The organism is Aeromonas sp. R4-1 (genome assembly GCF_040908325.1).
GTDB lineage: Bacteria > Pseudomonadota > Gammaproteobacteria > Enterobacterales > Aeromonadaceae > Aeromonas > Aeromonas veronii.
In genome coordinates, this window is the sequence record NZ_JBFODM010000025.1 from 1 (window position 1) to 19,222 (window position 19,222).

23 protein-coding genes are annotated in these 19,222 nt (G+C 57.0%); 13 read left to right on the plus strand and 10 right to left on the minus strand.

The annotated features are described in order from the left end of the window. Nucleotides 1–126: 126 nt before the first annotated feature. Nucleotides 127–462 (minus strand): hypothetical protein, encoded by a 336-nt coding sequence (locus AB5Y90_RS02895; RefSeq protein ID WP_368166541.1) that lies wholly within the window; start codon nt 460–462, stop codon nt 127–129. A 345-nt stretch (nt 463–807) separates the two neighbouring features. Here AB5Y90_RS02895 and AB5Y90_RS02900 point away from each other — a divergent pair, with 345 nt between their 5' ends. From AB5Y90_RS02900 to AB5Y90_RS02950, 11 genes are all read left to right on the plus strand, one after another. Further along, a complete protein-coding gene (locus AB5Y90_RS02900; protein ID WP_368166542.1) occupies nt 808–1,632 on the plus strand; it encodes a hypothetical protein in 825 nt (274 codons plus the stop codon). Nucleotides 1,633–2,039: 407 nt separating this feature from the next. Continuing rightward, complete coding sequence (locus AB5Y90_RS02905; protein ID WP_307896778.1) at nt 2,040–2,225, plus strand: hypothetical protein; 186 nt, start codon at nt 2,040–2,042, stop codon at nt 2,223–2,225. 451 nt (nt 2,226–2,676) lie between these two features. Further along, on the plus strand, nt 2,677–4,413 hold the full coding sequence (locus AB5Y90_RS02910) for a phage/plasmid replication protein, II/X family (protein ID WP_307896779.1): 1,737 nt from the start codon (nt 2,677–2,679) through the stop codon (nt 4,411–4,413). Between the two features lie 52 nt (nt 4,414–4,465). Next, on the plus strand, nt 4,466–4,807 hold the full coding sequence (locus tag AB5Y90_RS02915; protein ID WP_307896780.1) for a DNA-binding protein: 342 nt from the start codon (nt 4,466–4,468) through the stop codon (nt 4,805–4,807). A 1-nt stretch (nt 4,808) separates the two neighbouring features. After that, nucleotides 4,809–5,066, plus strand: coding sequence for a hypothetical protein (locus AB5Y90_RS02920; RefSeq protein ID WP_307896781.1), 258 nt, complete (start codon nt 4,809–4,811; stop codon nt 5,064–5,066). Further along, entirely contained in the window at nt 5,066–5,353 is a 288-nt protein-coding gene (locus AB5Y90_RS02925) for a hypothetical protein (RefSeq protein WP_307896782.1), read from the plus strand. The genes AB5Y90_RS02920 and AB5Y90_RS02925 overlap by 1 nt, the downstream gene beginning before the upstream one ends. Nucleotides 5,354–5,491: 138 nt before the next feature. Beyond that, nucleotides 5,492–5,620, plus strand: coding sequence for a major capsid protein (locus AB5Y90_RS02930; RefSeq protein ID WP_005333101.1), 129 nt, complete (start codon nt 5,492–5,494; stop codon nt 5,618–5,620). 69 nt (nt 5,621–5,689) lie between these two features. Then, nucleotides 5,690–6,802, plus strand: a complete 1,113-nt coding sequence (locus tag AB5Y90_RS02935; RefSeq protein ID WP_307896783.1) for a hypothetical protein — start codon at nt 5,690–5,692, stop codon at nt 6,800–6,802. After that, the gene (locus AB5Y90_RS02940) at nt 6,802–7,068 is read left to right on the plus strand and encodes a DUF2523 family protein (RefSeq protein ID WP_368166543.1); all 267 of its coding nucleotides are present in this window, start codon (nt 6,802–6,804) and stop codon (nt 7,066–7,068) included. Before AB5Y90_RS02935 ends, AB5Y90_RS02940 begins: the two co-directional genes overlap by 1 nt. A gap of 7 nt (nt 7,069–7,075) precedes the next feature. Then, nucleotides 7,076–8,050, plus strand: a complete 975-nt coding sequence (locus tag AB5Y90_RS02945; protein WP_307896786.1) for a zonular occludens toxin domain-containing protein — start codon at nt 7,076–7,078, stop codon at nt 8,048–8,050. Between the two features lie 212 nt (nt 8,051–8,262). Next, complete coding sequence (locus AB5Y90_RS02950; protein ID WP_307896787.1) at nt 8,263–8,625, plus strand: hypothetical protein; 363 nt, start codon at nt 8,263–8,265, stop codon at nt 8,623–8,625. 24 nt (nt 8,626–8,649) lie between these two features. On the opposite strand, the gene AB5Y90_RS02955 is transcribed toward AB5Y90_RS02950, so the two are convergent. Further along, the gene (locus AB5Y90_RS02955) at nt 8,650–9,081 is read right to left on the minus strand and encodes a hypothetical protein (RefSeq protein WP_307896789.1); all 432 of its coding nucleotides are present in this window, start codon (nt 9,079–9,081) and stop codon (nt 8,650–8,652) included. A 140-nt stretch (nt 9,082–9,221) separates the two neighbouring features. On the opposite strand from AB5Y90_RS02955, the gene AB5Y90_RS02960 reads away from it, so the two are divergent. Together AB5Y90_RS02960 and fabA are read left to right on the plus strand one after the other, a co-directional pair. Then, nucleotides 9,222–11,198 (plus strand): Lon protease family protein, encoded by a 1,977-nt coding sequence (locus AB5Y90_RS02960; RefSeq protein WP_368166544.1) that lies wholly within the window; start codon nt 9,222–9,224, stop codon nt 11,196–11,198. Nucleotides 11,199–11,296: 98 nt separating this feature from the next. Next, a complete protein-coding gene (fabA, locus tag AB5Y90_RS02965; protein WP_196783564.1) occupies nt 11,297–11,836 on the plus strand; it encodes a 3-hydroxyacyl-[acyl-carrier-protein] dehydratase FabA in 540 nt (179 codons plus the stop codon). Between the two features lie 84 nt (nt 11,837–11,920). Here fabA and rmf read toward each other — a convergent pair whose 3' ends face one another. The 8 genes from rmf to pyrD all read right to left on the minus strand — a co-directional run bounded on the left by rmf (nt 11,921) and on the right by pyrD (nt 19,218). Continuing rightward, the gene (gene rmf / locus AB5Y90_RS02970; protein WP_010674759.1) at nt 11,921–12,097 is read right to left on the minus strand and encodes a ribosome modulation factor; all 177 of its coding nucleotides are present in this window, start codon (nt 12,095–12,097) and stop codon (nt 11,921–11,923) included. 161 nt (nt 12,098–12,258) lie between these two features. Continuing rightward, the gene (locus AB5Y90_RS02975) at nt 12,259–14,172 is read right to left on the minus strand and encodes an ABC transporter ATP-binding protein (protein ID WP_368166545.1); all 1,914 of its coding nucleotides are present in this window, start codon (nt 14,170–14,172) and stop codon (nt 12,259–12,261) included. Nucleotides 14,173–14,245: 73 nt separating this feature from the next. Next, nucleotides 14,246–14,476: a glutaredoxin family protein gene (locus AB5Y90_RS02980; RefSeq protein WP_257698996.1), complete on the minus strand. Its 231-nt coding sequence runs from the start codon at nt 14,474–14,476 to the stop codon at nt 14,246–14,248. Further along, nucleotides 14,476–16,671, minus strand: a complete 2,196-nt coding sequence (gene rlmKL / locus AB5Y90_RS02985) for a bifunctional 23S rRNA (guanine(2069)-N(7))-methyltransferase RlmK/23S rRNA (guanine(2445)-N(2))-methyltransferase RlmL (protein ID WP_257698997.1) — start codon at nt 16,669–16,671, stop codon at nt 14,476–14,478. The genes AB5Y90_RS02980 and rlmKL overlap by 1 nt, the downstream gene beginning before the upstream one ends. Before the next feature lie 139 nt (nt 16,672–16,810). Then, nucleotides 16,811–16,936 carry a type B 50S ribosomal protein L36 gene (gene ykgO, locus AB5Y90_RS02990; RefSeq protein ID WP_005336596.1) on the minus strand — a complete coding sequence of 42 codons (126 nt, stop codon included), beginning with the start codon at nt 16,934–16,936 and terminating at the stop codon, nt 16,811–16,813. After that, nucleotides 16,937–17,200, minus strand: a complete 264-nt coding sequence (locus AB5Y90_RS02995; RefSeq protein ID WP_103252468.1) for a type B 50S ribosomal protein L31 — start codon at nt 17,198–17,200, stop codon at nt 16,937–16,939. Between the two features lie 380 nt (nt 17,201–17,580). Next, on the minus strand, nt 17,581–18,117 hold the full coding sequence (locus tag AB5Y90_RS03000) for a cell division protein ZapC (RefSeq protein WP_307894888.1): 537 nt from the start codon (nt 18,115–18,117) through the stop codon (nt 17,581–17,583). A gap of 90 nt (nt 18,118–18,207) precedes the next feature. After that, on the minus strand, nt 18,208–19,218 hold the full coding sequence (gene pyrD, locus AB5Y90_RS03005) for a quinone-dependent dihydroorotate dehydrogenase (protein ID WP_005336601.1): 1,011 nt from the start codon (nt 19,216–19,218) through the stop codon (nt 18,208–18,210). Nucleotides 19,219–19,222 lie beyond the last annotated feature (4 nt).

A 19,222-nucleotide genomic window follows, 5' to 3' on the forward strand; every position in this document is an offset into this window, starting at 1 on the left:
ATGGGGATAGTCTGTTGGGTATTAGCTGGTCAAGGATGGCGATCATACCTCAGAAGCCGCGCCACGCCTCGCTCATATGAGGGGATGGTTAAGCGTTCACCCCGGGAATTTCTGCGCAGTCGGGTATCACAACCCTAAGCGGGAAAAAGTGTCTGGACCTATGGGGTCAAATCCAGCCAGCAACTCCGGCAGATAATCCAGACGCTCTAAACCCACCTCAGGTTCCCAGTTCATTTCACCTGGTGACGTGGCATTGGGGTCACACTGTGACAGCAGTTCTTCCAGTGTGTAGCGCGGTAGGCCACGCAGTTTGGCGCGAGCACGTTCTACATCATCCAACGCAGCTTTCAGCAGCGCCGGATCACCATCTTCAAGAGCTGCTTGCAGATAGGCAACCATGTCGGCCTCGGTGGCCAAGCCGTCAGCCACATCAAAGCGGCTCCATTGTTCAATTCTCTTCATTCCGTCCTACCGTACCCATCATTGCGCATAATGCGAGCATTATGTTGAGGGTTTTCCTTGCGAAATAATGCGCCAGCATCGCAAGGACGCGGCGCACACAGCACGTGGGACGCGCAGCAGCATCGTGCAGGGTGCAGAGCGCCCGTAACATAATGTCTATTATGCGCGGTGTATCACTTCACTCTCAGCACCCACCACTAGGCGTCATTGTCTATCTCCATCACGTTCTGTGAGAAAAAATAGAGACAGGCCTAGATCGCGCGAAAATATTTCCATTAGAATCCCCCGCAAAATCAAATGACTCCGTATACAACTTGCCGGTGCTCCCGGCTCTGTGAGAGAAAAATGAAAGGGAATATTTTTGTTGCATCTGTGCTTTCGATTGCAGCTATAACCGGGTGCTCCTCCACCCCCAAAGATTTGGGACAGCCATTCGTTCAGGATAAGAGCAAGAGCGTTGCGTTGAACGTAGCTGCTTATGCTGGTTATCCATATTTACTTGTGGACAACAGCTACAGCCAGGAATTCGACACCCTCGTAACCTCGAGCAGCAATGCCATGCTGCTGGCCAACGATCTCAGCGGAAGCCTTGGTTCATTAGGTGGCGGAACGTTAGGACTTGGACTGGGATTCATCTCAGGTCTAGCTGATCAATACCCTTTGGACGCGGCTAAAGTATTCACCGCCAAACTACAGCTGGGTGAAGATTATCGGTCAGCTGCGACTGTGTTACGTGTGTTGAAAGCCAATTACGAGAAGAGGCCTGAAGATCCGGAAGAGTTCAAAGCCTTAAACGGTTATTTTGCTAAGCCTAATCTAGATGCGTATGTGTGCGAAAATGCTGATTTTCTAGCAAAAAGTAACTTTGACTTCAGCTGTTTTGACCCTGCATACAAGAGCTTTAACCATTACATCAAGGTGGTCCGGCCCGCTAATGGCACGGAATTTTCCAATGTAATGAAATTGCCTGCCGGCCAGTACGGCGTTTATGTAATGCGTTCAGATAAAGGCTCCGTCCTGCACCCCAAAAAAGATGCCCCGGATGCCTATTTCTATCTGAAGTCCGGTTCTTATGTCCTCGGTGACACCAACACGATCCTCCCACGTGTTGCCCCCCGTGAAGATGGCAAGCGCCTCGTGTTCATCGATGGTAAGCCGACCTTGATCTAGATCTGCGTTCTCTTACATCAGGGCAGGCACGTTGATGCCTGCCTTTATTTTTGGTCACAGTTACCATAAATAGTGCTATTCTATTTTGGTCACCGTTACCAGAATGGATATCCGATGCGCGATCCCAACGATACCAAAACCCACGACCTGCTCCCCACACCCCGCCGCCGTGGCCGCCCCAGCACCGGAACGGCACTGACCCCAGCGCAAAAACAGGCTCGATACAGGCAACGGCAGCGAGCACGCACTGTCACGGTCACGTTTGATCGTGCTGCTATTGACGCGTTGGACTCGCATATTCGCGCCCTGGTAGCTGGGTTCGATGCCCCCATCCCCCCAGAACATGCGGCCTCCATCCTGGAATCGATTCGCTCCGCGACCCTGGCACAGCTGGCACCGGTGGCAGAATGACCGAGATCTCTAGCCGAGAGGAGTACGAGCAGGCCCTGGCGCTGATGGATACTCTGGTTGATGACTATGACACCAATCAGCAGTTGATCGAGCAGCTGTCTCTGGCCATTGAGCTCTGGGAGGAGCAGGCACCGGAGTTCGCCGAGTTCAACCGGGCGGTGGCCGGTGAGCCAGAGCCCTGATTCTGCCGTCCGCACGGGTGGCATTCGTTCGGCCACCCACGCCGGTCGGCCTGCCCAGCGGCAGAGAGCGCGACCCCGTAGGGGCGGTTTTTGTTGTTGTGTGTCGGGTCGGTCTGGGGGAGGGTGGTTGGGTCGGGTGGGAGTATTATAATCTCCCACCCAATTCTCACCGTGATAAATTCGATGTCGTTTGAGACTCTTTTTTAGCCTATTTGGGGTCTGTTTTCACCTGTAAAAATCGGTTGTGTTCCGTCTGACCCTGTGGCAGGATGCTCGAGTTCCACGTTTTATGTGGAGCGGTCAGTTCGAGACACATTCGTGTCTCAATCAAATCCTTCGGGATATGACGCCTTCGGGCGATGCACCCTCCGGGGTAATGAAAAAACTGTTGTTGGTCCGGCCTTGGCGCCGAGGCCGGATTTTTTTCATTAGCATTGTCTCGGATAGGCGCATGGACCCCGTATCACAGCCCGTATCACAAAAAAAACCTCTCAGTTCGGCCATCGAAACGGCGCTGGCCGGGTTCGTGGCGTTCAACGATTTCGTTGAGCTCAGATTCCGGTTCCTGTTCGACCCACGCTGCTGTGTGGGCTCCTCCGATGCGGTCGAATCCGACGGCATCGTCAGCCTCTCCACCGAAAAAACTTTTGACGTCGATCTGAAAAAACTGGCCTCGTTGGTGCCTGACCTGCGCCTGTGTGCAGAGGTCTCGTTCCAGCCCGACGGGTCGGTGATCACGGACGAACTGAAAACTCCATTCGAGTCCATCAAGTCCCATCTTGGCTCGATGGCGATAAAAATTTATCCTCGTGGCAATTCGCGTTTGGGGTTAGACCCCTACGTATCCGCGAAAATAAACCCGTCCAAAATTACCTACGGTTTCAACGGTTATAGCAATATCCACACGCTCGGTCAGGCCCTCCCGATAGCGATGAGCGCGTTTGTCCGTGGCTGCCCAGACCTGGCTGCTCGGGTTGATGTAGCTGGCTGCGTGGTCATGAGGGTCGACTCGACCTCTGGCGTGCATTGCTCCACCGTGGCTGACGTCAGCGCCCTGCTGAAACGCATCAGTCACGTGCAGATCGGGCACGTTCACGCCGCCGGTTCTACGGGGACCTACGCCGAGCGTGAGCAGAAGATCCTCGCCAAATCTGGCGATACGACCTACATCAACCCGAACTCCGAGCACCAGCGCGGGGCTGCCTACCCCAAGGGGCCCGAGGCCCGAGAGGAGGAAAAACGCCTGACTCAGGAACTCCGTCGCGACCCCGGTAACGCCGCTCTGGCAGCCCGGGTCGAGGCCCTGTCCGACCCCGATTATCAGGCCTACTGCGAAAAGCTGCTGCGCCTCGAGGCCAGAACGCTGCGCCGCGGGCTGGTCGGTCAGCTCGAACGCCTCGGTATCACCGACTGGGACGGCACCGCCGTCGATCTCATCCGCTGCGAGCGCCAGCTCGCTGATGCCGGAACAAGTTTTGTACACAGCCTCTGGGCACATGTTTGGCGCCCAGTCCTAACCGCACTCTGGGGAGACCCGTCTATGTCGCTCGCAAATGAGACTGAACTCGAGCAGAAAATCACCACCTATTACGAGGAAAATGCCGTTGGGCGTGCCCGCAGCATGGGCACGCGCCGCGCCCTGACCCACCTGCGGTGCATCATCGATCGCGGCTGGACAGCCGCCAAGCGTTCGCCTCCCGCCTCCCAGGCCACGTGGTACCGGACGATCGGCGAGCTCGTCGATGCGGGGATCTCGCTGGCTGCCCTCCAGTCCTGTGACGGGACCGCTGAGAGCCGCCTCGCGGCAGGTGTCGTGGTCTCTCTCCGGTCGGTGCTCGAGGTGCAGGCAGTCAGCTCCGCGCCTAGCTGGTTCAAACCGGCCGATCTGTCCCGCTGGCTGGACGATCAGGATCTCATGTCCGTACCGCACCGTCACCGCCGCGCCGTGGGCGACGGTCTGGTCGACTGCATCGGCTCCGACGATGGCCTCTGTGGTCCGGTCGATAAGCGCCCTGATACCGATGCCGAAATTTTTGCATTCCTCGACCGCTCGGCCGGTCACGGTCTGAGCTCCCACGCAGGGCTGTTCCCGCCCGAGGTCGACTGGGATCTGATCGTCGTCCAGTCAGAGGTCGCCGATCTGCGCGTTCCCGCCGTACCCCGCCATCCGCAGCTACGGCTGGTGTGAGGGGGTCTTATGACATTAATTTCAGTCACTGTTACCAAAAAGGACTCATCAGATGAATGACAAAACCCAACCCACTGTCGGCGCATCCGGCCTGTATTTGGTCGGTGAGATCGCCGGGGTAAAGCAGGACTCATTCCGCAACGGCGAGCAGCAGATCATTCGCCACACGGTCGGTGTCCGGGTCACCAGTATTGATGCCTACGGCGGGGAGACCAGCGAGCTGGTCGAGGTCCGTCTGCCGCAGACCGCCGTCGATGCAGGTCTGCCGCGTCAGCTCGAGGGGCTGCGTGGCCAGGTGCTCTACCTGCCTGTCTGGGTGCAGAGCTACACCGGCAAACGCGGCGCTGGTTTTGCGCTGATGCTGGACTCCAAACAACAGATCCTGGGGTTGTGATATGGGCGCAACCGCTACTGTCACCGGCGTGCTGGCCGGCGTTAAAAATGCACCGGATTTTGCCGTTATCGTGCGCACAGCAGAGGGCGATGTCGCGATCGTCATCCCGCCGTTAGCACTGCAACTCCTGCCCGATCCCGTGGCTCATTTTGAGCGGTTGGTCGGGGAAAAAATGGGTTTTTGCGTCGTGCCGGGGCACGAGATCGATGGGGCCCGCGTGCTGGACACACAGTACCGGGATCCCGAGGTGCGGACCTGATGGCCATCGTCACTGACAGCCTCGGTCTGGTCCTGCACGCGGTGCTGACCCACGTCGATCGCATCGAGCGCAGTGCCACTGATGCGGATCCCGCCTACCTGCTGATCCTGGAGGCCGAGGCCGATCTTTTTGTGGTTCTCTGTCCTGAGAATTTTGCCGGTTCCGCTCAGGAACGGCGCCTGCTGGGCCTCGTCGGCACCCTCGTAGCGCTGCCGGTCGTCTCGTCGCCAGCGGGGCTGATGCTGGCAGAGGGACGGCTGGCCACAACACCGATTCTGGGGGGCTGACAATGGATCTGCTCCGTGGCATTACCCCCGCGCAGGCGGTCGAACTGGTGCAGGCCATCGGCCTGCTCTGGGCCACCGCGTGGGTTCTACGTCAACTGCGGAGAGCCATCCGCTAGATCAATGCAATGGAGTTTTTATATGGACCTGACCTCAATCACCACCGCGATCACCGGCGCTGTCACTCAGATCACCACGATCGGGCTGGCCTGTCTCAGCGTGTACGTGACAATCCGGACGTTCACCTGGGTACGCGGCGCGTTTAAGTAACGAATAGGGGGCCGCAGCGGCCCCCTTCTTTATATCGGATTTATATCGGAGGCCAACTATGGGGAGTGAATGGTGGCTCTACGTATCAGCACTAATCGGAGCGTTTTGGCTGCTCTATCACTGATCGCACTCACTGCACCGGTGCACGCCGATGTTGTCGAGCTGTTCCCCGGGGCCGGCACCGTCCGGGTGGCCAACGGCACCACCGGCAGGATCGTCGGCGTCACCAGCATCGACAGAACCGCCCGAACCGTCGGCGCTGTTATTGATGCCAGGGACCGATTCGGGAACGCGGTCAGGGTTAACCGCGTTTTACGGGTCGTGCCTGACGCGCTGGCGCGATTCGGTCGCGCCTGTCTGTCACCAGCAGGGGCCGCTCGCTGTGCGGCGGTCGGAGCCATCACCGCCGCAGCGTCCTACGCCGGGTACGATCTGATCAACGGGTGGCTGGAAAAACCGGCGGTGCCCGCCGGGGAGTGTCCAAGCGATTACGTTTTTTTGCCCCTGAACGGCAGTTCGGTAAAGACGTTCCCTGGCCTCCCGTGCGTTAAAAAATATTCCTCGTACTGGACATTCCGTACTGCTGGGCCTGATCCAACTGTTGCCCAGTGGGCTGATCCAGGTTCAACCCCGACCGTACAATCAGGCGTTTTTTATACAACCTGGGGAGCGCCCTCTATGCCGCTGGGGCCGGTTGATATTTATGCATACAGAAAATCCTGGTCACAAAATGACGTTCGTTCCGAACCCCTCACCGGTGGCGCTATCAGCGATCTGGAGTTTGCCGATATGGTCCTGTCCAACCCCGCCGCGTTGCAAATTGCCCCCGGGCTTTACCCGGACATTTTTGAGCCGGTCACGGTCGATGAGACTGCCCCAAACCCGGGCGAGGGGACTAAACCCAACCCGGATCCGGACCCTGAGGCTCAGACCGATCTGGCCTCGATGGCCGATGTGCCCACGGATGTGATCGATGTGCGGCGTTTTTACGACTGGGGCAGCGGCTGGCTGCCTCGCCAGTGCCCAGCGCCGACCGTTGTCCCTGTCATGGGACAAAATTTCTCCATCGATTACGGGACTCTGTGCGGGCTGATCGAGAGCGCTGTTGCGCCAGTTCTGCGTCTGCTGGCGCTGTTTGGATTTTTGTCGATCGTGATCGTCGGCGTCGGGAGGTCTAGCTGATGTGGGGTGCGTTTGGGACACTAACGGCCGGAAATTTCGTGGCCAGAATTCTGCTCGCGCTGGGTGTTGCTGTCGTCTCCTATCAGGGACTCGACGCCATTCTGTCGCTGGCTACCTCGGAGATCCGGGCGTTGGTCACCGGTCTGCCTGCAACTGCGCTGGGGCTGCTGGGGCTGGCTCGCATTGATCTGTGCATCAACCTGATCCTGTCGGCCTATGCCGCCCGACTCGCCATGGCGGCGCTGACCACGATGCGTGTGAGGTAGTTAGCCTATGATCACCCTCATCACCGGCCGCCCAGGGAGCGGCAAAACGCTGTTGGCGGTTGAGATGATCCGCGACAATGCCAATGCAGAACGGATCAGGCCCCTGTTTTGCAACATCGACGGGTTGAATTTTGACCGGTTGCGGTGTTTCCCACTGGAGGACCCGACCGCATGGCCACAGCTGCCGTCCGGGGCCATCGTAGTGATAGACGAATGCCAAAAGATCATGCCGCCTCGTCCCAGTGGCGCGAAGGTTCCACCTCATGTTGATTTTTTGAACGAACATCGTCACGCAGGGATCGACCTGATCCTGATGACTCCAGACCCCAGACTGATCGATGTGCTGGCTCGTAAAACTGTCGGGCGGCACCTGCACGCGTACAGGCCGTTCGGCATGGAGCACCGGAAGATTTTCGAGTGGAACTCATGTAACGAGGATCCTGAGCCATCCCAGGGAGAGAAAAACGCACTGATCACCAAAAAACCGTTCGATAAGAGCCTGTATGAGCTGTACACCTCGGCCGAGGTGCATACCCACAAATCCCGGCCGCCACTGAAAAAATTTGCACTGCTCATCGGGTCACTGTTGACGGCCGTTAGCCTATTTGCCTGGTCGTTCTGGTCCATCTGGCAGCAGGGGCAGGGCGATACCCCGTCAGAACAGGCAGCCACCGTCACCACCGCCGAACAGGAGGCGGTGTCCGCCGCAGTCTCCAGTGCCGAGCCCAGCCTGCCGCCACCGATCCCGGAGGCATTTTTCCGCTCCCGAGTAGTGGTGAACGGTCATCCCCAATACCGCGTCGAACTGGGGGAGGGCGGGGGATATGCGAGTCTGGACACGTTCTCCGCGTATCGCGTCGAGGGCGCCAACGTGCTGCTGCTGGCTCACGCTGGAGATGATGTGGCCCAGTGGGTGATACGTGATGCTGATCTGGTAGGGTATCTGCAACAGGACGCAGATGCGCTGATGGCGAACAGGTAGGCGCCGCAGGCGCAGGGCCGTGCGACTGGGCGACGACCGCTGGCGGGCGGCGGACAGGCGGATGGCCGGTCATCAATATAATTACGGTAACAGTTACCAATAATGATGCCGATAACCCCATTTATCGGCATCATTTGTAAAGATTACGTGACTTTTGACCTTCAACATCTCCATTTTGACCTTCAACATCTCTAACGGAGCAGACGCAAAATATGGGCAATTGGGACGATTTCAGCGATTCAACGGACCCCGTTGATCCGGAATTTCTGGCCGAACGTGAACCGGTCATAGCCGAGCACGTTTTTAGGGTCGCAACCCGCGACGAACTGCTGGCCAAAGGGTATGTCCTCAGTCTGGCCGAGCTGAACCTGCCAGCATCGCCGGAACTGGACCAGATCATCAGCGTCCTGCAAACCCAGCGCGGTCCTGTGGCGCTAGCGATCTGGTTCCAGTCGGCCAATAGTTGGCTAGGCTGTGCCAGGCCTGTGGATGTGGTGCGGCGGATCAGTCCAGGGGAACTGTCTGATGTTCTGCATGCAGCACGTCGCGAGGTCGCGCCAATCGATCATGCCTGAGCCATCCAACCCGGTGAGCAATGTTTAGGGCTGTCCGATAGCACCAGCGTTCACCGACAGGCCACGGGCGCGGGCCTCCCGCATGCAGCGCTGCCAAAAGTGCCTGCCACTGGGCGCGGCCCATTGCACCTGGTAACGACTGGATAGCCAACAAATCGCCTCCAGCGGCAGATGGGCAAAATCCTGTTGATGGGTGTACCAAAACGACCGCCAGTCGTTGATAACTGCCACACGGTCGACCACCCGCCAGCGGCAGACCCACAACGGGGTGTCCCGATGAACCAGCGCCAACGCACCGGCCAACGGGAACACGTCGAACCACAGCAACTGGTGGTCATCGGGCACAGTGATATCCAGCCGCCGAAAGCGATGGCGCCGCAGTTGTGCCAACAGGTCGACACCGGCGGTTAACGCATCCAGCGAGAGTCGATCCTGTGGGCGACGGCTGTGTTTCATCGAAAAAACCTCCAAAACGTAGATATCCACCACTGCGCATAATGTATATTATGTTAAATGGCATATCTTGTTTCCTGTCACCACTTATTGAACTGTGTATAATGGCAACAATTGATCCTATCTTCGACCGGATGTCTTAAGTGGCTGAATTAACATCAGAACAATTAAAACCCGCTTTTGCGATTGAACAGTTCACCAAGCTCAGCGAGCTTGAACCTATCCCCTTTGCTGCGCTGCAACCCAGAGCCATTTCCGGCATCAAGCGTCTTGCCAGTTTTGATGGTGACTGTCCGGTCATGCTGCTCAACGGGTTCCCCGGCGCAGATTACGAAGGAGTTTGCCAGACGCTGATTGCCGACTCCAATGGCAAGGATGGTGACCTGTTTGATCTCTGCTACACCGAGAATCTGAACAACCCCTACAAGCCTATCTGGCTGCGCCTGCAACCGGGCACCGGCGTTGAGTTTTGCGAAATGGTTGGCGAGCTGCTCAAGCTGTTGAGCCACCATCTCGATGCCGAACGCATCGTAACCCGCATCATGCGCAAGCAGAACAATGATCCGAAAATCGATGATTTCCTCTCCGATCTGGCGGCTCACGTGGCATTGGGTTTGGAGTTCCAGCACCCCATTCTGATCAACCTGCTGATCCACCACGAAGCGCAGGAAGCGCCGGTGATTTATGGCCGTGATCTCAACTGGGATACCCTGTTTGGCTCCATCAACTACCAGACCGAACAAGGCTCTGTCTATGCCAACCAGCACCTGTTGGAGCCAGGCTTGCTGCGCGAAGCCAACGGCGGTTACCTCATTTTGCAACTGGATGAGCTGCTGGATCAGCCACACCTCTGGTTCAAACTGAAAAATGCCATGCAAAAAGGCGAGCTGGACTGGAACGCCTATCAGGAAGGGAAAACCCTGACCCCCTTCTTCGCGCCTGAAGCGACCCCCATCAAGCTCAAGCTGATCCTGGTCGGTGACCGACTCGACGTGGCCGAGTTCCAGATGCTGGATCGGGATATGTCCGAACGCATCTTCCTGCGCGCGGATCTGGTGTCAGAGGTGAATATTGAAGAGGATCTGCAGGAATTTCTGCAGTACCTGGCTTGGCTGCGCCAGCGCTGGAGCCTGCTGGACCTCACGCCAGCCGCCCTCGCCGCCCTTTGTCGTCATGCCAGCCGCCTCTGTGACCATCAGGAGTGGTTGTCGCTCTCCGAAGTGCAACTCTCCGCCATCATGCGGATGGCTGACAGTCTGGCCCGGGAGCTGGAATCTGATGTGGTCACCGACGAGCATATTCGCGGCGCACTGGAAGAGCAGGATTACCGCCTCAACTATCTGGTTGAGCAGTCCGATCAGGGGGTTATCGATGGCCAGATTCTGCTGCAAACCGATGGCGAAGAGATTGGCCAGATCAACGGCCTGTCTGTCATTCAGGTCTCCGGTCACCCTTATGACTTCGGCGAGCCGGTGCGCCTCACCGCGACCGTACACCTTGGTGATGGCGATGTGGCGGATATCGAGCGCAAAGCGGAGCTGGCCGGTCATATCCACGCCAAGGCGATGATGATTATCCACGGCTATCTCTCCAACAAATTTGGTGCAGAGAACCCCTCCCCCCTGTCGGCGAATCTGGTGTTCGAGCAGTCTTACCACGAAATTGATGGTGACAGTGCCTCCCTGACCGGCCTGTGTGCCCTGCTCTCTGCCCTCGCCCGTCAGCCTATCTATCAGCACTTCGCCGTGACCGGTGCGGTCGATCAGTTTGGCAATGTGCAGGCCGTTGGTGGCGTCAACGAGAAGATTGAAGGCTTCTTCCGGGTGTGCAAAATCCACGGCATCACCGGCAAGCAAGGGATCATTTTGCCGGGCACCAACATCCAGCAGCTGAACCTCTCTGACGAGGTGATTGCAGCGGTTGAAGCAGGCCAGTTCCACATCCACCCGGTGGATCATGTGGAAGAGGCCATCGAGTTGCTCACAGGCTGTGTCGCCGGTGAGCCTGATATGCCCGATACCCTGTTTGGCCGTATTCAGGAGCGGTTGGACGAGTTGAACGGCTCCACTGCCAAAGTCGGGCTGCTGCAATCCCTGCTGGGGCGCCTGTTTGGCCGCTGATGAAGTGATCGGAGTTGTTTAGCGAACAACTGTAAGCTAAATTGGCTCGGCTTTGACCCATTTGAAGGAAATACCGCGTGACCGTAGACAATACCACCATGGAAGCCCGCCTTTCCCTGTGCGAACAGGGCAAGAACTCTTTTACCCGTGAAGAGCTGCTGGCTTGCAGCCGTGGCGAACTGTTTGGTGAGGGTAACAGTCAGCTGCCTGCCCCCAACATGCTGATGATGGATCGCATCGTCAAGATCAATGACAACGGCGGCGAACACGGCAAGGGCGAGATCCTGGCTGAGCTCGACATTACTCCGGATCTCTGGTTCTTCGATTGCCACTTCCCGGGTGATCCTGTGATGCCTGGCTGTCTCGGTCTGGACGCCATGTGGCAGCTGGTTGGCTTCTTCCTTGGCTGGAAAGGTGGCCCCGGCAAGGGTCGTGCTCTGGGCGTAGGTGAAGTGAAATTCACCGGCCAGATCCTGCCGACTGCCAAGAAAGTGACCTACAAGATCACCTTCAAGCGCGTCATCAACCGCAAGCTGGTGATGGGGATTGCTGATGGTGTGGTCGAAGTCGACGGCCGTCCGATCTACAGTGCCACCGACCTGAAAGTGGGCCTGTTCAAAGATACCACCGCATTCTGATCTCTCTGATTGGTGGGAAAACAACATTAACGCAAAGGGGCCACAACGGCCCCTTTCCTTTTGTAATGAGTGATGAAGTACCTGCTACTTCATGAAGAGGCCTGAGCCCCGCCCTTCCATGGCGTCACGCCAACCACCAAGCCAATGCCCTCGGGCATCCAGGCATTGATACGGACACGCTTCTTTCTGTTTGCCGACCACGCCAGCCTGATAACCACGAGCACGAGCTCTTTCCAGACGGTCCCGCTTCTGTCTCTTCATCATCTACGACCCTCTTCGTGGAACAAAAAAAGCGACCAATTCTGCATCGGTCGCTTTCATCTTTACTCCTGCGAGCGCACTCGGTCAAACAAAAACTTCCACCCTAACCGGGCTATGTGACACAAGGCACTGAACTGGATTAAGTTTTAATTACAGGGAACTTACTCCTGATTTTTGAGTCCTTCCAGCTCTTCCCAGCGAGCAAATGCCTGTTCCAGCGCGGCTTCAGCGGCATTGAGCGCATCCAGTTTCGGCTGGGTTTTATCTGCCGGCAGCGAGAAGAACCCTGGCTGGTTGATCTCGCTTTGCAGCGCATCCAGCTCGGCTTCCAGCTGTTCGAGACGAGCGGGCAACCCTTCCAGTTCAAGCTGCAGCTTGTAGGAGAGCTTCTTGCTCTTCTTCGGCGCTTCTGGCGCGGCGGCAACGACCGGCTCGGGCGCCTTGACCGCTGCACTCTTGGCCTGTTGTTGAGCGTTCTGCTGTTCGCGGGTCGCCATCATATCGGCGTAACCACCCACGTAATCGCTGATGCGGCCATTCCCCTCAAACAACCAGCAGCCAGTCACTGTGTTATCGATGAAGCGACGATCGTGACTGACCAGCAGCAGGGTGCCGGGGTAGTCGGAAAGCAGCTCTTCCAGCAGCTCCAGAGTCTCGACGTCGAGGTCGTTGGTGGGTTCATCGAGGATCAGCAGGTTGCTCGGCTTGAGGAACAGCTTGGCCAGCAGCAGCCGGTTCTTCTCGCCACCGGAGAGCGCCTTGACCGGGGTACGGGCCCGCTTGGGCTCGAACAGGAAGTCCTGCAGGTAACCGAGGATATGACGGGAGCGGCCACGCACCATCACCTCCTGCTTGCCCTCCCCGACGTTGTCCACCACGGTCTGCTCGGGATCGAGCTGTTCGCGGTACTGATCGAAGTAGGCCACTTCCAGATTGGTGCCCTGACGTACCGAGCCACGAGTGGCATCTAGCTGACCCAGCAACAGCTTGATCAGGGTCGATTTGCCGCAGCCATTGGGGCCGACCAGCGCAATCTTGTCGCCGCGCAGTACCTGCAGATCGAGCCCCTTGAACAGGGTGCGATCGCCAAAGTCCAGCCCCAGCCCTTCGGTCTCGAACACCAGCTTGCCGGAGCGATTGACCTCGTCCAGTTGCAGCTTGGCCTTGCCCTGCAGCTCGCGGCGCTGGCTGCGCTCCATCCGCATTGCCTCAAGGGCGCGCACCCGACCTTCGTTACGGGTACGGCGAGCCTTGATACCCTGACGCACCCACACCTCTTCCTGGGCCAGTTTGCGGTCGAACTCTGCATTTTTCAGCTCTTCGACCCGCAGCCACTCCTCTTTCCCCTGCAGATACTCGTCGTAGTTACCCGGCCAGGAGGTGATGGCGCCGCGATCGAGATCGATGATCCGGGTCGCCAGCTTGTGGATGAACTCCCGATCGTGAGAGATAAAGACGATAGCGCCGCGAAAATCCTTGAGGAAATCTTCCAGCCAGTTGATGGCTTCGATATCCAGGTGGTTGGTCGGCTCATCGAGCAGCAACAAGTCGGGATCGCAAGCCAGCGCACGGGCCAGCGCCACTTTTCGCAGCCAGCCGCCGGAGAGGCTGTCGAGAGTCACATCGGGATCCAGCCCCAGCAGGGTCAACACCTGACTGATGCGGGTCTCGAATTGCCAACCGTTCTGATAATCGAGCTGCTCTTGCAACTCGCTCATCTTGCGAATATTGGCATCTGACGGATCGCTCGCCAGCTCCATGGAGATGTGGTGGTACTGCTTGAGCAACTCACCCACCCCCGCCAGCCCTTCGGCGGCATAGTCAAACACCGTCAGCTCGCTGGAAGCAGGCGGATCCTGCTCAAGGCGGGTCACTTTCAAATCTTGTTGCAGCACCAGACGCCCGTCGTCCAGCGGCAATTCGCTGGCAATGACCTTCATCAGGGTGGACTTGCCCGCCCCGTTGCGGCCAACCAGACAGAGGCGCTCGCCCCGCTCGATGGTCAATTCGGCATTGTCGAGCAGCGGGAAATCACTGAACGACAGACATGCGCCGTGCAATGTTAAAAGAGCCATGTGTGTTCCTTATTTCATATGAAAAAAACGGGCAGCAGACTGGGTCTGCCCCCGTTTTATCGTCAAATCACTCTCACCCCTGACGGGCGGCCCAGCTTTTGAGCTCGGCCAGTGTGAAGGGCCAACCGAGCTCGCGGCCTGCTTCGTCACGCAGCACCGGAATGCGCACCCGATAGGCGGCAAGCCACTGCTCATCATCCATGATGTCGCACTGGCGGGTGGTGGCGGCAAGGCCTGCCTGCTCCACCAGCCCCCACGCCTGCTCGCACAGGTGGCAGCCGTCGGTATGAAACAGGGTCAGCATCACGCCTCGCCTTGCTCCGGCGCATGGGTGATGATCCAGCAGTTGTGGATGTGCTGGTTGCGCTCGAAATCCTTCGGTCGCGTCTTCTGGGTGATGTTCTGGGCCTTGAGACCAGTGGCCTCGAGACCGGCCAGATCCATCTTGAAGTGACGCTTGTTGTTGGAGAAGACCAGAGTGCCGTCCGCCGCCAGCAGGCGCTTCAGGTGCTGCATCAGCAGCAGGTGATCGCGCTGTACGTCGAAGCTCTCATCCATCCGCTTGGAGTTGGAGAAGGTGGGCGGATCGATAAAGATGAGGTCGTACTGCTCATCGGCTTCAGACAACCACTTCAGGCAATCTGCCTGGACAAACTTGTGCTGACGGCCCACCAGCGAGTTAAGACGCATGTTGTCCTGCGCCCAGTTCAGGTAGGTGTGGGACATGTCGACCGTGGTGGTCTCGCTGGCACCGCCAAGACCTGCGTGCACGGTGGCACTGCCGGTATAGGCAAACAGGTTCAGGAAGCGCTTGCCCTTGGCCATCTGGCCCAGCATGCGGCGAGTCTGACGATGGTCGAGGAACAGGCCGGTATCCAGATAGTCGTAGAGGTTGACCCACAGCCGGGCGCCGTACTCCTGCACTTCCATCCGGTGCTGCTCTTCAGAGAGCTTCTGATACTGCTGTTTCCCTTCCTGACGCTCGCGCACCTTCAGGATCACCTTCTCGCCATCCATGCCGGTCACCTTGATGGCGGCCTGAACCATGTCGAGCAGACGCTGACGGGTCTTCTGGGCGGGGATGTCCTTGGGCGCGGCATACTCCTGCACCACCAGATAGTCCTGATAGCGGTCGATGGCGGCGTTGTATTCCGGCAAGTCGGCATCGTAGATGCGATAGCAATCAATGCCCTCTTTGTTGGCCCATTTCTCGAGGGTTTTCAGATTCTTGCGCAGACGGTTGGCAAAGTCCTGCGCGACCTCTTTTTGGGAAGCCACGGAGTCCAGTGCGATCTGGTAGTTACGCAGCTGACACTCGAGGGCGCCGTTGAACAGGCGATATTGCTTGTCGGCGCGCAGGCGCAGACAGCTGAGCAGCTCGGGCGATGCGGAAAGAATGGACACTCTCCACCCCTGGAAGCTGCGACGCAGGGCATCGCCGAGGGCCTGATGCACTTCCAGCAGCGCCGGAAATTCGCCAAGACGCTCGCCATAAGGCGGGTTGGAGATAAGCATGCCGACCTGGCGGGCCTCCCCTTGACCTTCTTCCCCTTCAACAGGGGCAGGCATCGGCAGCGGGTTTTCCAGCTTGGTGACATCGGCCTGCTTGAAGGTGATGAGATGGGCCACACCGGCCGCTTTGGCATTGTCGCGAGCTTTGAGCAGCACGCGCTGGTCGGCATCACAGCCAAACAGCTTCACTTCGCAACGTTGCATACCGCGTTTGGCACGCACTTGCGCTTCCATCATCAGGCTCTGCCACAGCTCGCTATCGTGCTGCAGCCAGCGATCGAAACCGAAGCGCTCGCGGCGCAGCGCAGGCGCCATGTCGGCGGCGATAAAGGCCGCTTCAATCAGCAAGGTACCGGAACCGCACATAGGGTCCATCATGGGCTCACCGGCCCAGCCACTACGGGCAATCATGGCGCAGGCCAGGTTCTCTTTGAGGGGTGCTTCACCGGTGCCTTGACGATAGAAACGCTGGTGCAACGCCGGGCCTGACAAGTCCAGCGTGATATTGGCCTTGCCCTTGCCCAGGTGCGCCATGATGCGAATATCCGGCGACTTCTTGTCCACGTCAGGACGCACGTGACCGCGCTTGGTGAAGCGGTCGACGATGGCATCCTTGATCTTCAGCGCGCCATATTGGGTATTGCGAATGGCGGGGTTGGTACCGGTAAAGTCCACCGCGATGGTAGAGGTACCGGAGAAGTGCTCTTCCCAGGGAATGGTGTGGGCGCCCAGATAGAGATCCAGATCGTCGTTCATCTGGAATTCGGAGAGCACCAGCACGATGCGGGAGGCAAAACGGCTCCACAGGCAGGCCTTGTAGCCAATCGCCAGTTCGCCTTTGAAGTGGACGCCAGCCACGGTCTCACGGACCTGCTCTGCGCCAAGATTGGTCAGCTCATCGGCCAACAGGTTTTCCAGCCCCTTGGGGCAGGTTGCAAAAAATTCTTTCATCACGCTCACGGGGAACCCATAAAAATAGTGCCGCATTATACCTCATCAGGCGGGCTGGAGCATGCAAAAGTCGGCGCAAACAGCAGGATGGAAACAGATTGATAGGTGGCGAAAAGGTAAAAGGCCCCATGACTACCCGATGGCGAGATCATGGGGCCAGACCTCATTTAGCGGATCACTTCATACGAGCCTTGAAACGGGGATTGCTTTTGCAAATCACGAACAATTTTCCCCGACGACGCACCAACTGACAATCGGGATGACGTGCCCGTGCGGATTTGAGTGAACAGACGACCTGCATTCAGGACTCCTTCTTGCTTGAAAATGCGCCAAAGCGCTTGTTGAATCGGGCCACACTCCCCTCACTAGAAACCTGCTTCTGCTTGCCGGTATAAAACGAGTGCGACTGACTGGAAACATCGAGCGACACATAGGGATACTCCTTCCCGTCTTGCCACGTATAGCAGCGATCGCTCTTGATGGTTGAACCGACCAGGAAAAAGGCATCTGCCGCCGTGTCATGGAACAGCACCAAACGATAATCAGGATGAATATGAGGCTTCATGGCAACTCCATTTTGTTATGTTATAACAAAATGTAAGTGAGAATAGCTCTCGTTTCAAGCATAAAATGTCGTATGAAAAAAATCGCTTCAGTGAGTGATGTGTTGATGCTGAAGTGGAGGCACTACACAAGCAGAACGAAACAAGAGGGAGACACCATGCTTGCAGCACGGAAGAGCAAGATACTGCGTGGGTCAGAACACAAGGTGCAAATAGATGTAACAAGCCTAAAGAGAGGCTGAACCACAACCATGAAGATCAATGAGAATGGGCAAGATGTTCGCGGATCAATGAAGGATCAGAAACGAGGCGCGATTGAGGTGTCCACAGTTAAAACAGGCAGCGGTGTAATCACAGAGATAAAAAGATTGATGAATATATATCAACTGACCTGACGATATTGCTCGGTCACGGTAATACGCGGTTTCATCCGGTTATTCATCACCTTGATCACCCCGAAACGCGGCAAGGTTTTACTGGTGGTCAATACCAGATCGGCAGTGAGGTTCAAACAGACGCTAGCCTGATCTTCTGCCTCAATGACCATAAATTCGCCGTTGCCATGGGGCGTATTCATCAGGACCAGATCACCATTTTGCGGGATCACTTGCGGATGTTGTTCACTAAAAAACCAGCTTTGTGGCATCAGGGGTTTATAAAAACGACTGACCGCGATGGCATTAAGCACCAACTGAACCTGATGCGGAATACTCCACTCAAGTTCGGCTGCTTTATCCATCAACTGATAATAGAGGGCGGCATCATCGACACAAAAAGGCTGGGCTGCAAACGAACTGGGCACCAATTGTCGCCCTTTATACTCGGTCGCAAATAACATGTTATCAGACAGGTCCAACATCAGACGGTCATTCTGGGCATCATAGTGCCATTGCCAGCTATCGGTCGGTTGGATAAACATGTTGGAGCCCTTACTTGATAATTACCAGTTGACTTTATTCCATATGCAGGAAATCAGCAACGTCAAATAAAGGGCTCCTCCATCTATTTCTTAAATATTGGTCACAATCTCTTTGACCAGCCCCGGCCCTTTATAAATAAAGCCGCTATAAATTTGTACCAGACTGGCACCGGCAGCCAATTTTTCACGGGCGGCCATGGCACTATCAATGCCACCCACACCGATAATTGGCAGAGCACCATTGAGCGCCTTGGCCAGATGGCGGATCACCTCGGTACTCTTGTGTTGCAGCGGACGACCGCTCAAGCCACCCGCTTCACCGGCATGGGGCATGTCATAAATCATCTCGCGCTCGAGGGTGGTATTGGTGGCGATAACCCCATCAATGCCATTACGCACCAGCGAAGCGGCCACCTGATCTATTTCTTCAAGGCTTAAATCCGGGGCAATTTTAACCGCCAGCGGCACATACTTTTTATATTGAGCGGCCAGCTCTTGCTGACGTACCTTGAGGGCGGCCAACAATTCATCCAGCGCCTCGCCATATTGCAGCGAACGCAACCCCGGGGTGTTAGGGGAAGATATATTGACGGCAATATAACCGGCATGATCATAAACCTTGTCCATGCAGATCAGGTAATCATCCTTTCCCTGTTCGATGGGAGTGTCTTTGTTCTTGCCGATATTAATGCCGATGACCCCCTGATATTTGGCCTCTTTTACCTTGGCCACCAGATGATCAACCCCTTTGTTGTTGAATCCCATCCGGTTGATGATCCCCTCTGCCGGAATAACCCGGAACAGGCGGGGCTTGTCATTGCCGCTCTGAGGTCTGGGGGTGACGGTACCAACTTCGATAAAGCCAAATCCCATGGCGCCCAGCGCGTCAATGCACTCACCATCTTTATCCAGACCGGCCGCCAATCCCACCGGATTGGCAAAAGAAAGCCCCATGACTGTGACGGGGCGTTTCGGCAAATTCTGGCGGAAGAAACAATCGAGTGGCGTACCGAGAAGGCGGGGCAAATATTTCATGGAGAGATCGTGAGCCTGTTCCGGATTGAGTTTGAACAGGAAATGCCTGGCGATGGGGTACAACATCTTT

What these genes read in the sequence shown, in the direction of transcription:
- AB5Y90_RS02895 (WP_368166541.1), bottom strand. Translation starts at nt 462, where the DNA reads ATGAAGAGAATTGAACAATGGAGCCGCTTTGATGTGGCTGACGGCTTG.
- AB5Y90_RS02900 (WP_368166542.1), top strand. Translation starts at nt 808, where the DNA reads ATGAAAGGGAATATTTTTGTTGCATCTGTGCTTTCGATTGCAGCTATA.
- AB5Y90_RS02905 (WP_307896778.1), top strand. Translation starts at nt 2,040, where the DNA reads ATGACCGAGATCTCTAGCCGAGAGGAGTACGAGCAGGCCCTGGCGCTG.
- AB5Y90_RS02910 (WP_307896779.1), top strand. Translation starts at nt 2,677, where the DNA reads ATGGACCCCGTATCACAGCCCGTATCACAAAAAAAACCTCTCAGTTCG.
- AB5Y90_RS02915 (WP_307896780.1), top strand. Translation starts at nt 4,466, where the DNA reads ATGAATGACAAAACCCAACCCACTGTCGGCGCATCCGGCCTGTATTTG.
- AB5Y90_RS02920 (WP_307896781.1), top strand. Translation starts at nt 4,809, where the DNA reads ATGGGCGCAACCGCTACTGTCACCGGCGTGCTGGCCGGCGTTAAAAAT.
- AB5Y90_RS02925 (WP_307896782.1), top strand. Translation starts at nt 5,066, where the DNA reads ATGGCCATCGTCACTGACAGCCTCGGTCTGGTCCTGCACGCGGTGCTG.
- AB5Y90_RS02930 (WP_005333101.1), top strand. Translation starts at nt 5,492, where the DNA reads ATGGACCTGACCTCAATCACCACCGCGATCACCGGCGCTGTCACTCAG.
- AB5Y90_RS02935 (WP_307896783.1), top strand. Translation starts at nt 5,690, where the DNA reads ATGGTGGCTCTACGTATCAGCACTAATCGGAGCGTTTTGGCTGCTCTA.
- AB5Y90_RS02940 (WP_368166543.1), top strand. Translation starts at nt 6,802, where the DNA reads ATGTGGGGTGCGTTTGGGACACTAACGGCCGGAAATTTCGTGGCCAGA.
- AB5Y90_RS02945 (WP_307896786.1), top strand. Translation starts at nt 7,076, where the DNA reads ATGATCACCCTCATCACCGGCCGCCCAGGGAGCGGCAAAACGCTGTTG.
- AB5Y90_RS02950 (WP_307896787.1), top strand. Translation starts at nt 8,263, where the DNA reads ATGGGCAATTGGGACGATTTCAGCGATTCAACGGACCCCGTTGATCCG.
- AB5Y90_RS02955 (WP_307896789.1), bottom strand. Translation starts at nt 9,081, where the DNA reads ATGAAACACAGCCGTCGCCCACAGGATCGACTCTCGCTGGATGCGTTA.
- fabA (WP_196783564.1), top strand. Translation starts at nt 11,297, where the DNA reads ATGGAAGCCCGCCTTTCCCTGTGCGAACAGGGCAAGAACTCTTTTACC.
- rmf (WP_010674759.1), bottom strand. Translation starts at nt 12,097, where the DNA reads ATGAAGAGACAGAAGCGGGACCGTCTGGAAAGAGCTCGTGCTCGTGGT.
- AB5Y90_RS02975 (WP_368166545.1), bottom strand. Translation starts at nt 14,172, where the DNA reads ATGGCTCTTTTAACATTGCACGGCGCATGTCTGTCGTTCAGTGATTTC.
- AB5Y90_RS02980 (WP_257698996.1), bottom strand. Translation starts at nt 14,476, where the DNA reads ATGCTGACCCTGTTTCATACCGACGGCTGCCACCTGTGCGAGCAGGCG.
- rlmKL (WP_257698997.1), bottom strand. Translation starts at nt 16,671, where the DNA reads ATGCGGCACTATTTTTATGGGTTCCCCGTGAGCGTGATGAAAGAATTT.
- ykgO (WP_005336596.1), bottom strand. Translation starts at nt 16,936, where the DNA reads ATGCAGGTCGTCTGTTCACTCAAATCCGCACGGGCACGTCATCCCGAT.
- AB5Y90_RS02995 (WP_103252468.1), bottom strand. Translation starts at nt 17,200, where the DNA reads ATGAAGCCTCATATTCATCCTGATTATCGTTTGGTGCTGTTCCATGAC.
- AB5Y90_RS03000 (WP_307894888.1), bottom strand. Translation starts at nt 18,117, where the DNA reads ATGTTTATCCAACCGACCGATAGCTGGCAATGGCACTATGATGCCCAG.
- pyrD (WP_005336601.1), bottom strand. Translation starts at nt 19,218, where the DNA reads ATGTTGTACCCCATCGCCAGGCATTTCCTGTTCAAACTCAATCCGGAA.